The sequence below is a fragment of the Oscillatoria sp. FACHB-1406 genome, assembly GCF_014698145.1.
In the GTDB taxonomy this organism is placed as follows: domain Bacteria; phylum Cyanobacteriota; class Cyanobacteriia; order Cyanobacteriales; family Spirulinaceae; genus FACHB-1406.
Genome location: NZ_JACJSM010000020.1, coordinates 46,724 through 60,507, shown reverse-complemented (window position 1 = coordinate 60,507; position 13,784 = coordinate 46,724). Strand labels below are relative to the sequence as shown.

At 48.7% G+C, this 13,784-nt stretch carries 9 protein-coding genes; 3 read left to right on the top strand and 6 right to left on the bottom strand.

The window, feature by feature from the left end; translation table 11 throughout:
* Nucleotides 1-2: 2 nt before the first annotated feature.
* Entirely contained in the window at nt 3-3,020 is a 3,018-nt protein-coding gene (locus H6G50_RS17855; protein WP_190719209.1) for a hybrid sensor histidine kinase/response regulator, read from the bottom strand.
* A 5-nt stretch (nt 3,021-3,025) separates the two neighbouring features.
* Nucleotides 3,026-3,760 (bottom strand): chemotaxis protein CheW, encoded by a 735-nt coding sequence (locus tag H6G50_RS17850; RefSeq protein ID WP_190719206.1) that lies wholly within the window; start codon nt 3,758-3,760, stop codon nt 3,026-3,028.
* Between the two features lie 404 nt (nt 3,761-4,164).
* On the opposite strand from H6G50_RS17850, the gene H6G50_RS17845 reads away from it, so the two are divergent.
* Complete coding sequence (locus H6G50_RS17845; protein WP_190719203.1) at nt 4,165-4,797, top strand: Vat family streptogramin A O-acetyltransferase; 633 nt, start codon at nt 4,165-4,167, stop codon at nt 4,795-4,797.
* Nucleotides 4,798-4,966: 169 nt separating this feature from the next.
* Here H6G50_RS17845 and H6G50_RS17840 read toward each other — a convergent pair whose 3' ends face one another.
* From H6G50_RS17840 to H6G50_RS17825, 4 genes are all read right to left on the bottom strand, one after another.
* Nucleotides 4,967-6,376: an NAD(P)-dependent oxidoreductase gene (locus H6G50_RS17840; RefSeq protein ID WP_199303184.1), complete on the bottom strand. Its 1,410-nt coding sequence runs from the start codon at nt 6,374-6,376 to the stop codon at nt 4,967-4,969.
* A gap of 100 nt (nt 6,377-6,476) precedes the next feature.
* Nucleotides 6,477-7,541, bottom strand: coding sequence for a uroporphyrinogen decarboxylase (gene hemE / locus H6G50_RS17835; RefSeq protein WP_190719200.1), 1,065 nt, complete (start codon nt 7,539-7,541; stop codon nt 6,477-6,479).
* A 416-nt stretch (nt 7,542-7,957) separates the two neighbouring features.
* Nucleotides 7,958-9,037, bottom strand: a complete 1,080-nt coding sequence (pstS, locus tag H6G50_RS17830) for a phosphate ABC transporter substrate-binding protein PstS (RefSeq protein ID WP_347239960.1) — start codon at nt 9,035-9,037, stop codon at nt 7,958-7,960.
* A gap of 341 nt (nt 9,038-9,378) precedes the next feature.
* Nucleotides 9,379-11,460 (bottom strand): tetratricopeptide repeat protein, encoded by a 2,082-nt coding sequence (locus H6G50_RS17825; RefSeq protein ID WP_190719193.1) that lies wholly within the window; start codon nt 11,458-11,460, stop codon nt 9,379-9,381.
* Between the two features lie 272 nt (nt 11,461-11,732).
* Here H6G50_RS17825 and H6G50_RS17820 point away from each other — a divergent pair, with 272 nt between their 5' ends.
* On the top strand, nt 11,733-12,413 hold the full coding sequence (locus H6G50_RS17820) for a response regulator transcription factor (RefSeq protein ID WP_190719190.1): 681 nt from the start codon (nt 11,733-11,735) through the stop codon (nt 12,411-12,413).
* A gap of 3 nt (nt 12,414-12,416) precedes the next feature.
* Nucleotides 12,417-13,658, top strand: a complete 1,242-nt coding sequence (locus H6G50_RS17815; RefSeq protein WP_190719187.1) for an ATP-binding protein — start codon at nt 12,417-12,419, stop codon at nt 13,656-13,658.
* Nucleotides 13,659-13,784 lie beyond the last annotated feature (126 nt).

Genomic DNA, 13,784 nt, shown 5'->3' with positions numbered 1-13,784 from the left:
CGTTAACGCCCAACCAAGTCCATAACAGCATTAATCAACGTTTCATCATGAAAACTACTCTTGGTTAAGTAGTAATCAGCACCCGCCTCCAGCCCCGCAATCCGATCTTCCTCGCGATCGCGATAGGAGACAATAATTACTGGCATCGAATGCAAACGAGGATGACTCCTCATTTGCTTGACGAATTCAATTCCATTCATACGCGGCATATCAATATCACTGATTACCAAATCATAGGCGTTCGTCCGAACCGCATTCCACCCCTCCATTCCATTAACGGCAATATCCACCTTGTAACCTCGATTTTCTAGAAGTTTGCGTTCCATTTCCCGCACGGTGATGGAATCATCCACCACTAAAACTCTCTTACGCTTGTCTCGGATGACTTCCTGGGCTTCAACCTCAACTTTTGTGAGTCCTCCAGCATGGAGGAGGGCATCCATTGAGCGCACGATGTCCGATACATCAATAATTAGAATGGGCGAACCGTCTCCCATCAAGGATGTAGCGCTAATATCCGGTACTTTGCCCAAGCGAGGATCGAGCGGTCTAACCACCAAATCGCGCTCGCCCAGAAACCGATCGACGACTAAACCATAAGGATTGCTTCCATCACTGATGATCGCCACCGACAGCGCACCCGAATGAGGAGGCGGTTCCGGTAATTCTAAAACTTGGCGAGCAGCAATCAGACCGATATTTTGCTGATTCATCGTAAAATATTGGCGATTCTCCACCTCAGAAATCTCCGATCGCTCCACCGTGACAATTTGGTCGATTCGGGCTAGAGGAACGGCATAGGGTTTCCCAGAAATTTCCACCAGAAGCGTGCGAACCACCGACAGCGTTAGAGGCAGTTGAAAGTGGAAACTCGTCCCCTTACCCGGTTGGGACGTAGCGCGCACTGTCCCCCCAACTTCCTGCGCCATACTTTTAGCAATGTCGAGTCCCACCCCTCGGCCCGAGATTTCTGTGATTTGTTGGGCGGTGGAAAATCCGGGTAAAAACAGAAACTCTAGCAGTTCGGTATCGCTCATTCGAGCAGCCATTTCTGACGTTACCAGGTTTTTGTCGATCGCTTTGGAGCGCAACTGTTCTGGAGAGATGCCTTTCCCATCGTCAGTAACGGTAATCGCTAGCATCGCCCCCCGGTGAAAGGCTTCTAAACGAATTGTGCCTTCAGCGGGTTTTCCTACTGCCATCCGTTCTTCGGGTAATTCAATGCCGTGGTCGGTGGCATTGCGTAAAATGTGAGTGAGTGGGGCTTCTAACTTCTTGAGAATGTCGCGATCGACAGGCGTTGCCTTCCCCACAATATCTAACTTGACTTGCTTGTTCAATTGGCGTGCTAAATCCCGAATCATGCGCGGAAAGCCTTGCACGCCATCGGCAAAGGGACGCATATGGGAGGTAATCACTTCCCGATAGAGGCGATCGGATAAGTTGGCCGTGCGTTGAGCATACAATTCTAATTCACCCAAGCGATCGCTCAACAGATCGAGACACTCCTGTTCCTGGTTGCGGGCTTGGGCGAGGTATTCTTTGCCTTCTTGCCGATAGGTTCCGCGCTCGAGACTATCTTCCAACTGTTCGAGCGTTCTGGCAAGCTCAGCCAAACGCCATTTCAATGACATCATTGAATCTGCGTGGGGTTGCAACCAGTTCGCTTCAATTAAGGACTCTCCGGCTAAACCCATAATCCGGTTCAAATTTTCCGCACTGATTCGCACGACTCGATTTTGGGTAGCGGTTTGTTCGGATAAAGCACTGGAGGATGCCGCCTCTTTTGGACGTTCCTGAATTGCTACGCTTGCGATCGATGGAGCCGATTGAGGCTTGATGGCAACGGTGACAGTTGGAATTGGCTCGATATTGGCTTCGCTTGGGATTTCTGTTGGCTGCGATCGGGAGGGAACAGGAACAACAGATAGGGAAGATGGAGGGGCTGGTTTCTCTGTTTCGCGATCGAGTACGGGTTTCGCGCCCGGGTTGAGAATAGCAGCGATCGCCACTCGTAGCGCTTCAAAATTGGCACTCTGTTGGGCAAGCCAACCGGGGAGTTTAGCGTCGCTCGTTTGACCGATCGCTTGTAGCAAATCCACCCCCTGCAATAGTACATCTACGTTGTCGGGATCGAGCGCGATCGTTTGATTTTGAGCGGCAACAAAACAGTCTTCCATTCCGTGAGCTAAATTGACGATCGCATCGAGTCCTACAATCCGGGCAGCCCCCTTAATCGAGTGAGCGGCTCGCATTAAGGTTTCTAAGGCCTGGGCCGATTGAGGATTGTTCTCTAAGTCTAGGAGTCCGTCGTTGAGGAGGGTAACTTGCGCCTCAGCTTCCAAGCGAAACAGATCCATCATCGAGGCATCATCAATACTGAGGGTAGCTGGGGGAGTTGGGGTGATGGCTCGATTGGCGGTGTCCGTGCTGGGAGCGATCGCAGCATGAGAGGATGCAGAGATGACGCGAGGCAACTCTTCGCTGAGTTCTGCACTCTCCTGTTGCTGTGCCAGAGTTTCTTCGCTTAAGGGCTGGTGCGTTTCTGGGATGGCTTGCTCCTCCACAAGCGTTACTCTGTCGCCAGTTTCTTGCTCCTGAAGGCTAACAGATGCAACTGCCGAGCCCGAGTTGAGGACGAGCGAAATCGCTTTCTGAGTCGTCGCTAAATCCCAGGAACGCTCGCTCATCCAACGTTCAAACTCTCCATTAGCAACTTGGCTTATACTCAAGAGCAAATCGCTAGCGTGAAGTAAAACATCAATTTGCTCCTCCTGCAAGGTAACAGCTTTATCCCGAGCGGCAATCAAGCATTCTTTCATCAACTGTGCCAGGTTAGAAGCGACCTCCATCTTAACAATTCGAGCCGTCCCCCAAGCCGAGTGAGCCGCTCGAGCAGCTTGCTCTAGTTCAGTCATGGCTAAGGGTTGCGTTTTCAGAACCGGGAGCGATTTTTTTAAGATGACAACCCGAGCTTCAATTTCCTGGCGAAATAGTTCTAGCTTGGAATACTCACTCATATTGGCTACAAAATCTTGTGATTAAGCGTGTAAAACAACAATTCGGAGTCGAGATAATTCACTTTTTTGCCCTGCCAATAAATAATTCCTTGGGTGTAAGCTTCAGCGGCTTTGCTAATGACGACAGGTGCATCTCTTAATTCCGAAAGGTGAAAGCGGTACACGCCATACACTTCATCCACCGGAAACACCCATTTATCGTCTCCTTGTCCTGCTACCATCATGCGTTTTGTATTGATAGCGTTGAGCGTGAGGGAAGTCTCCTCAGAAGATTCCAAATTTAAAAGATGGCACAGGGAAGCGCAAAGCAGTGTTTCGCCGCGAATATTAACCAGTCCTAAAAATAATTCGTTGCTGCGATGGGGCAGAGGTTGAATGATGCAAGGTGAGGTGACTTCTTGCAAGACCTTAACGGGAAGGGCTAATCGTTCATTTCCCAGGCCAAACAGCATGACGGAGATGGCTTCGGCTGTGCGGACGATCGCCTCGTCGCTTTCTGTCCCCTCTAGATCGACGGGGGTTTCAGCGAGAATATCGATCCACTCGTTTAGATAATTGACGGGAGGTTCTCTCTCCAGTAAGCGATCGCCAGCCGCCGCAAAGACTGAGCAGTCGTGGCAATGGATTACGGTTGCCAGTTCGCCACAGGAGCGATCGCCCATTACCCCAATCTGATTCCAGCAATCGTTCAAGATTGGGCGATCGATGCTGAGACTGTCTGAAGTTAATGGCTCACTCATCGGATTGGTCGTAACTACAACAGGATATTGGTCGCTGTATTGGAGCCTAAGAAATCGTCCAAAAATAAGGTAGCCATTATGTTAGATAGAGCGATTCGTTGTCAATCGTCATTAGTGCTTAGCTATTGACTATTGACCCCATGAAAAATCCTTTTCATTATATCCAGCAGTCCCCAACTCACCAAGCAACTTCAACCGAGTCAGAAAAGTCGGGATAACTTGCTCTCCTGTATCCTTATGGATAAAAACAAGTTGTGATTCTTCAAGCTTTCCAAACATGAAACTCTACTACATTGCCACAACTAGAGCCGTGCGCCCTCGTTGGCTGCTCGAAGAAATGGGGCTTCCTTATGAGTCGATCCGGGTTACAATGCCCATGACAATGCAGCCCGAATACCGCATTTATGCTCTATCCAGACCCCAAAAATCCTCACCCTTTAGCGAACTTTCCTCAAGTCTGTTTCATTCAAAATACGGTCTCTAATCCGAACATCATCATTGGCGATTATACTTATTACGACGATCCGGAGGATTCGGAAAATTTTGAGCGCAATGTCCTTTATCATTTTCCCTTCGTAGGCGATAAACTCATTATCGGTAAATTTTGCGCGATCGCGAAGGGCGTAAAGTTTATAATGAATGGGGCAAATCATCTCATGACCGGATTTTCGACTTACCCTTTTTCGATTTTTGGGAGCGGTTGGGAACGGGTAACGCCGCAACTCGAAGCTTCACCGTTTAAGGGCGATACGATAATCGGAAATGATGTCTGGATTGGCTACGAATCGCTGATTATGCCGGGGGTTAAAGTGGGGGATGGTGCGATTATTGCTGCGAAATCCGTTGTTGTTAAAGACGTGCCGCCCTACGGCATTGTTGGGGGAAATCCTGCAACTTTAATCCGCCAGCGATATCCGGAGGAAATTATCGTCCAGTTATTAGAGATTGCTTGGTGGGACTGGGAAATCGAAAAAATATCGCGAAATTTAGAAAGAATTGTCGGTGCTGATTTAGAAGCCTTGAAACTGAGTCAATAACGGGAATTTTTGAATAAAGAGCGTCGATCGCGTTATGTTGCCATAAGCCCAGATTTTTGGCAGACTAAGCTGAATCCCCAGCTATTCATGAAATTAGGATAAAGGTGTTAGGGTTTAGCTCGAGCGAATAGTCTCTAGCCGGTTGTTGCTTTGGTTCTTGTGTCTTGCTTCAATCCTCTACCCGCACGCTTTTTATCTCATCGGAAAGGTGTAGTTTTTCCTCATCGCTGGAGGTATCGTCGCGAAGGGTGGGATCGAGAAAGGGCAACTCGTCTAATGGGATATCTGGCGTTGTTTCTGGGCTGTTATTTCTAAGAGGTTCTGACGATGCGATCGCGGAATTCGATTCCGATATCGGTGCGCTCGTCGAAGGAGCGCTTACAGGTAAAGATTTTTCCGCTTCTTGCTTCAAATCGGGAGTAGGGAGCGAAGTATCGGTTACAGCTAGGGACTTTGGCTCTTCTAACTCCAAATTCGGAGTAGGCAAAGAAGGCTCAACTGACAAGGATTTTTCCACTTCCCCATCTCCCACTCTCCCACTCTCCCACTCTCCCACTCTCCCACTCTCTCCATCTCCCACTCTCCCACTCTGCTTGTCGCCGCCGGGAGTAATCCCGTGAATTCTCAAAACGTCGTCAAAGGTAGCGCAATAAGTCGGGAGTCCGTAGGTACTGGGGGTGACGGGATCTTGGTGGGTGAAGTGGCGATAGCTGAGACAAAAGCGATCCCAAGGAGCCATTTGAACGCGAAATAGTGCAATGAAAAAATTCGCTAACCCCATTGTTAAGGGAAGCCGAAAGTAAATGCGCTTGTTGAGATAGGCGCAGATTTCTTCGACGGCTTGGTTGACGGTAATGGCGGGAACGCCCAGCACTTTTTTGCGGAGCGATTTTTCGCTGAGGCTGCCGGGAATTTCGGCGATGGGGGGATTCTCAGTAAGGTGGCGAACGACTTCGGCGATATCTTTGGCGTGGATGAAGTGAAAACCGGCATCGACTTTAAAGAAGCGAATTAAGTTTATCCATTTCACGACTCCGGCTAAACCCGAAGAGAGATGGGAGTAGGGATGGTTGGCATCGCCGCCGAGAACGAGGGTAGGATAGAGAATTGTGATTTTTGGTGCGATCGCGAGGCGGGGCAATTGACGGAAACAATCGTACTTAGAACGAATATATTCCGTTCCCATTTGTCCGGCTTGGGGTAAGAGTTCGTTATTGCGATTGAGAATGCTGGCGGTCGAAAAATAAAGAACCTGTTCGCAGACTGCCGGATTTAACAGGTTCATGAGGCGAATGGTTTTGATCGTATTCACATCGAAAACGGCTCCAGAACCGCCCCAAGCTGTCGCCGCTAAAATAGCAACTTCAATGGTTTGCAGAATGTCGCGAAATTGTTCGATATCGCGCAAATCTGCCTTGAGAACGGTTACGCCCGGGCGGGCTTCTGGGTCAAATTTGAGCTTACTCGGATCTCTGACCAACAAAAAGAGTTCGTGGTCGGTATTTTGAATCAGGGTTTCGGCAATATAGTGACCGATGCAGCCACTTGCCCCCGTGATAAAAATCCGCTTAGCAGTCATAGGGATTTCTGGTTTGAGATTGGAGATTGGAGAGGGAGATGAACCGAGTCATAATTTTTTCTCGGGTCGATCGCCGCTCTCCAATCTTTAACTTCCTAATTTAAACGGGAACGGCGAGCAATTTGTCAACCTGTTTAGCGGTTTCAAAGAAGAAACCGACGTTTTCTTCGGGAGTTCCCGGAAGAACGCCATGTCCGAGGTTCATGATGTGACCGCTGCGTCCGGCTTTGCGAACGGTATCGAGAACGCGATCGCGGATAAAATCTTGGGAGCCGAACAGTACGCCGGGATCCATATTCCCCTGTACTTTCATGTTGCGTCCCAAGCGCTGGCGCGCTTCTGCCATATCCACCGTCCAGTCTACGCTAATGATATCGACTCCGGATTTGCCCATTCGTTCCAATAAGCCCGCACTGCCGGAAATCAGCAGAATTAACGGCGTATCGGGGTGAGTTTCTCGCACTTGCCGCACGATTTGTTGCTGGTAGGGCAGGGCGAAGGTTTCGTAGTCTTGCGGGCAGAGTTGTCCCGCCCAGGAGTCGAATAACTGTACGACTTGCGCGCCGCAATCGATTTGATAGCGCACGTAATTCGCGATCGCGTCGGCAAACTTGCTTAATAATTGATGCAGTAGCTCCGGTTGGGAGAACGCCATCTGCTTGATAACCGAGTACGTCTTAGAACTCTTTCCTTCGACAACGTAGGCGGCTAGCGTCCAAGGCGCACCGACGAAACCCAAGACCGTGGCTTGGTTTCCGACTTCTGCGCGTAGGCTTTGTAAAATCGTTTTAATAAAAGGGAGGTCGGTTTCGGGATCGAAGTCGTGGAGGCGATCGATTTGTTCTTGAGTGCGAATCGGAGACTCGATAATCGGCCCCTTACTCTCCACAATATCAAACGGGATGCCCAGTCCCGGTAAGGGCGTTAAGATATCGGAAAACATGATTACGCCGTCCGGTTGGAAGGCGCGCCAGGGTTGCAAGGAAATCTCGATCGCTAAGTCCGCGTTTTCCGAGCGCTCCCGGAAACTGGGATATTTATCGCGTAAATCTCGATACACCTTCATATACCGCCCCGCCTGACGCATCATCCAGACTGGAGGGCGATCGGCCGTTTCGCCGCGCGCAACTCGCAACAATAGAGGTTCCTGGGTCAACCCCGCCATATTAACTCCACCTTTTATAAACTTTTTTCGTGCATTTGTTAGCTTATCATTAGCGCGGTATTCGGTCATTTCGCAGTTCTTGCGATCGCGCGCGATCGCAACATTTCTTTACATTACCTTAGAGTGAAAGCTTGCAGGCTGAGAGGCGAGGCGTAACAAAGCGTTAGGGTTTGCTCAATAATTGACAATGGATAACGTATTGAATAATTGATAATGGACAATGGACAATTGATAACGGAATGATTTCACGGAGTTTTACCTCCTGGGGAAACTTGACTGAGGAAGCCTCTAAATTCACCCAAAAAAATACGGACAAAATGAAAATTTTGTCCGCAGTCAACGAGCAATTCAACTAAAGTTGAAAGTAACCTGCTCCTTTCGATCTCTACCGAGTCAGAGGAGCTTTGAATAGGAATTTATTGAATGCTCTCTAAAGCAGCTTTTGTTTTCGTCACCACGTTATCGGGGAGAGCAATATAGCCCAACTCCGGCGCGACTTTTTGACCGTCAGTTAAAGCCCAATTCAAAACTTCCTTAATCGCTTTTGCCTTTGCCGGATCGTCGTATTTCTTATAAGCCATAACCCAAGTGTAGGTCACAATTGGATAGGAAGAATCGCCTTCAGGATCGGTAATGAAAGCACGCAAGTTTTCCGGAAGTTCTACAGCTGATAAGGTCGCTTTCGCCGCCTCATCAGACGGTTTAATATATTTACCGGCTTTATTTTCTAAACTCGCAACCGAAATGTTTTGCTGCTTAGCGTAGCCATACTCAACATAACCGATCGCGCCGTCTGTTTGCAAAATTTGAGCGGTTACGCCTTCGTTCCCTTTCGCACCGATGCCGACGGGCCATTGCACGGTTTTGCCATCGCCGACTTTTGTTTTAAACTCTTCGCTAATCGCGCTCATGTGCTTGGTAAATACGCCCGTCGTCCCGCTACCATCGGAACGGTAAACAACGGTGATATCTTTATCGGGAAGTTTAGCACCTTCGTTAATTTTCGCGATCGCCGGATCGTTCCATTTCTTGATTTTTCCGAGTAAGATATCGGCGTAAACTTGGCGAGATAACTTGAGGTCGGGGATATCTTTTAAGTTATAACCGAGGACGATACTGCCCGCCGTCATCGGCAATAACACGGTTCCTTTTTGGACTTTAGCGATTTCGTCGTCTTTCATCGCTACATCGCTAGCGCCGAAGTCTACCGTTCCCTTCGTAAATTGTTCTACGCCCGCACCGCTGCCGACAGATTGATAAGCAACTTTGACATTCGGGTTTACTTTCGTGTAGTCGGCAAACCAGCGTTGATAAAGCGGCGCGGGGAAACTTGCACCCGCTCCCGTTAAGGAAGCCGAAGCATCGCCGCCCTTCGCTACAGGAGTTGCACCCGGACTTTCTGCCGAACTGCCACCTGCGTCAGGACTTTGGGTTGTCGTTGTCGTCCCACCACCGCAGGCTGCGAGCGCCAATGTTGCAGTCAAGACAGGAGCCAAAAACAATTTTTGTTTTGAGCGTGTTAAAAAAAGCATAAACGATATTACTTGTCGCGTTTTGAGAGTTTGGAACAACAGATGATGAATGGGGCAGCAGGACACGAACACAGGTAAGTTAGCACGTTTAGTTTAACGGAAGGTTAAAAGTAAATTATGAATTATGAATTATGAGTGATGAAGCGTGAATTATGAATTATGAATTATGAGTGATGAAGGGTGAATTGGGAATTGGGAATTACGAGTGATGAAGCGTGAGTTACGAACTCCGAACTCCGAACTCTGAACTCTGAATTACGAATTACGAATTACGAATTACGAATTAAAAACTACGAATTACAAGCTTATAACTGGGGTAAAAGTGAGGGTAATAACTGGGAAGGAATGAGAGCAAGAGCGCGGTTTTGAGCGGCTAATCCTCCGGTTTGATAGAAAATCCGCACCGCTCTAACAATGCCATTGAAACACATCTCGTAGGCATCTCCGGGCAAAGTTGCGATCGATAATGCTTTGAGATAGACCTTCAAGGCGGCTTCTAGCTGCTCTTGCTGTAAGGGAGCAGGTAAGTGAAATTCTTCATTTGTCGCTAATTGAAGGCGGACAGCACCGAGGTTATTATAAGTTGAAACTAAATCAAAATTAACGAAAGTCGGCGGTTGTTTCTGGCTTAATTCTTCTGCAATAGAAATCGCAATCGAGTAAGCAGAAATTGCCCGATGTAAATAGTCTTTTTGTTGGTCTGAATCAATGCCATCTGTCAAACTAAAATGCCAGTAAGCCGTCCCCAAATTATTTTGCGTGGCGGCACAGGCAGCAGGGGCGGCTTGCGAAGTCCGAAACTGCAAGCTAGCTTGATAGCAGTCGATCGCCTTTTTCAAGAAAACGTCCGGTTCGACGTGCTGCGCGAGATTCCAATAAGCCGTACCGAGATTATTTTGAATCATCGCCCATTGCATGGATGCAGTAGCGGGATCGTATTGTGCTAATGCTTCATTGTAGGCAGCGATCGCGGCGCGCAAATTCGCAGCACTATTCTTATGTTGCGCTAAATGCCAGTAAGCGGCTCCCAAATTATTCTGCGTAGAAGCGTATTTTTGGGGATCGCGATCGCGCGGACGGTATAGCACCGCCTCTTCGTAAGCGGCGATCGCGCGTTGTAAATTCTCCGTATTGTCGCCGTAGCGCGCCAAATCGCTATAAGCCGCGCCCAGATTATTTTGAACTTTGGCATACTGTTGCGGCGCGGTTTCGGGTTCTCCGACTCGTTCGAGGGCATCGCGATAATATTGAACCGATTGTTCTAAATCGGCAAAGGCGGGCTGTAAATCCTGCCAATGGCGCGATCGCATCCAATAAAAATTGCCCAAATCGTTGAGAATATCCGGTAAGGAAGCAAACTCATCATCCGACCATTGCAAACCGCGTTCGTAGGCTTGAATGGCGGTACTGAGCGTTTCCAGCGTCGTCGCTCCCTGCGCGATCGCATCCCGATAGCGATCGCCCAAATCGAAATACGCCGCCGCCAGAATTTCCGGCGATTCCGATTGCTCGCGTTCCAATTGTTCGATATCGCGCAAACTCAAGGGTAAGAGCGCACTATTAACATTAACATTACCATTGCCATTGCCGTTGCTGTTGCCGTTACTACCCCCATCCGTCGCCGCAACTCGTACCGCCGTTGCCACGCTTGCCGCTTCAATGGGGCGTTCTGACTCTTTCACGAGCAGCGCTACCGCTTCGCGTTCCTTCGCTCGCGCCTTTTCTTCCCGCACTCCGGGCGGCGCGCTTCGGACTAAACGAATCAGCGGAAAGTCGCCTTCCCGAGAGAGTGGGAGCGCAATCTCAAAATGCTCCTGCTCCGAACGTTCTGGCATCTGAATGCTTTGCTTGAGAACCGAGAGCGCCCCTCTTACCGTTGGCGGGACATTCACCTCTCCCGAGAACTCAAACACCCCCGTGCGCCATCGCCAAAACTCCGGCACAGACTGCCGCACCGTATTCAACCAAGGACGCGACAGCCACAACAACAAATTGACATTTAATTGCGGCAGATAGCGCGCAATTGCTTGCAGGTGGCGCAGAAAGCGCTGCTGGTTGCTCGCTGGTTGTCGCGTGAGTCCTTCAATGCCGAGCATTTGAAATGTCGGCGGGACTTTTGCGGTTTGATATTCGGGATGAGCTTTGAGCCACTGTCCGATTTGCGTCAAAAACGCCGGATTTTCTAAGCTCAGTTCCAAGCTGACTAACGGCGGGCGCAAGCGCGGAATTTCTACATCTTTCTGCAAGCGTTCTGCAAGGCGATCGCGCAATTGGACGTTATCGCAAACCGCGATCGAAATTTGTCGGCGCAATCCTAACATCAGCGCCAGTTGCAAGCGTTGGTACGCTTGGAGGTTAACATCGGGTGGAAGAGCGGCTGGATTCATCGCGACACAGCAAGAGCGGGGACTGAGAAAATATCGGGTTATCTTCCCTTTACTGCCTTCAATGCACCCATTCAGGACAAAGCTCGAATCGCTGTCAACGAGAATTCACCGGGTAAAAAAATATGCTTAGCTCGGTGGATTTTCTACCAGTAAATTTAAATCGTCAAGCAAGACTGATGGGGGATGAGTCTATTGGCGCAATGCAACTTTAGAGGGGTTTTAGCACGATAAAATCATTAGAGCTAGCGTCTTATCTGTAGAAAGCTCGATTCATGAGGATTTTAATTGTAGAAGACGACAATCGTATTGCTAAGCCCTTAGCCGAAGACCTCAAACATCAAAATCATGCGGTCGATTTAGCGAGCGATGGACTGCAAGGGTGGGATTATGCCCTCGGCGCAGAGTACGATCTAATTCTTCTCGATTTAATGTTGCCCAAACTGGATGGGATTGCGCTGTGTCAGCGCTTGCGAGCCGCCCAATCTCCGGCTTTAATTATCATGCTGACCGCTAAGGATACGACGGCTGATAAAGTTTTAGGATTGGATGCAGGAGCGGACGATTATTTAGTCAAACCTTTTGAATTAGACGAACTAGCGGCGAGAATTCGAGCCTTATTGCGTCGAAGCGCTGAGATTCGCCCGGAAATCTTGAGTTACGGCGGACTGCAACTCGATCCGCAAACGTTGGCAGTCCGCTATCGAGGTATGAACTTAGATTTAACGCCGACAGAGTATGCGATTGTCGAATACTTTTTAAGAAATCCCCAACGAGTTTTAACGCGATCGGCAATTTTGGATAAACTTTGGGAATTCGATCGCACTTCTGGGGAAGGAACGGTAAAAACTCATATCGCGAATTTACGCAAAAAATTGACCGCAGCGGGAAGCCCAAAGGAGTTAATCGAAACGGTTTACGGAATGGGCTACCGCTTGAAGATAGAGAGCGATTGAAGGATGTTTCAAACAATTCGCAACCGCCTGTTGCTCTCTTACAGCCTCGTTCTCTTTTCCTTACTGAGCATTTTTGCGATCGCGGTTCGCATCGTTTTCGTTCGCAGCTTAACCCAACAGTTGAGCGAACAACTCAGGGTTGTCGGCGAAAGTATCGCAGCGAACACCGAAGTCGAAGGGGACAAAGTGACGTTAGAAAGCGATTTTCCCCTTGCCGAATTCATCGTGCGCGATCGCGCCTTACAATGGTTCGACCGACAGGGAACTTTCCTCGCCCAACAAGGAAAACTCTCGATTTCCTTGCCTTTTTCCCTCAATAAAACCGTCCAAATTCAAGATGGAGAAAATCGCCTCCTCGCTGTCACGCTAATAATGGTCGAGCGCGACGAAGAAAAGGAAATCGGTTACATTAGAGTCGCCCAATCCCTCGAAGAACTCGATGAAACCCTTCGCAAATTAGATTTAGGTTTGAGTGGCGGCATTTTCAGCGCTTTAATTCTAGGCAGTTTAGGCGGATTTTGGTTGACGCGACAAGCAATGCAGCCCATTGAGGAAAGTTTTCAACGCCTCCAACAATTTACCGCTGATGCTTCCCACGAACTTCGCAGTCCTTTAATGGCAATTAAAACTAACGCTGCGGTTGCCCTTAAATATCCTCAAGGAATGCGAGAAGCCGATGCTGAAAAGTTTACCGCGATCGCTTCAGCAACCGAACAAATGACCCGTTTAAGCGAAGATTTGCTCTTCCTCGCCCGCAACGATCGCACTCCCAACGGTAACTGGAAACCCGTCAAGCTCTCAACTCTTTTAACATCCTTAATCTCGCTCTATCAACCTCAAGCAGAAAGTAAAAATATTACTTTAAAAACAAACTTAGGTAAAATTCCTTCTCTTCACGGCGATGCCTCTCAACTTCAGCGTTTATTCGCAAACTTAATCGAAAATGCCATTCATTATACTTCTGCTGGCGGTATAATTGAAATCAAGAGTTCCGTTGAAAATCTTGAGATTGTAATCGAGATTATCGATACCGGCGTTGGTATCGCAGCCGAACATCTCGATAAAATTTTCGAGCGACTGTGGCGAGCCGATTCATCGCGTTCTTATTGGCAAGGCGGTTCGGGATTGGGACTATCCCTCGCTCTAGCAATCGCCCAAAATCATCAGGGCAATATTTCAGTTTCCAGTCAACTGGGTTCTGGTAGTTGTTTCACCGTTCGCCTGCCTCAAGGTTTACAAGTTTAAAAGACGACTGGCGCTCCTGCAACCTTTGCACTGCCTGCTATAAGTCGGCGGTGGTGAGGGCATCTATATCTGAAGACTGAAATCAAAGCAGGCTTAATTTATGCCCTAGGAATGAGCAAGTATTAT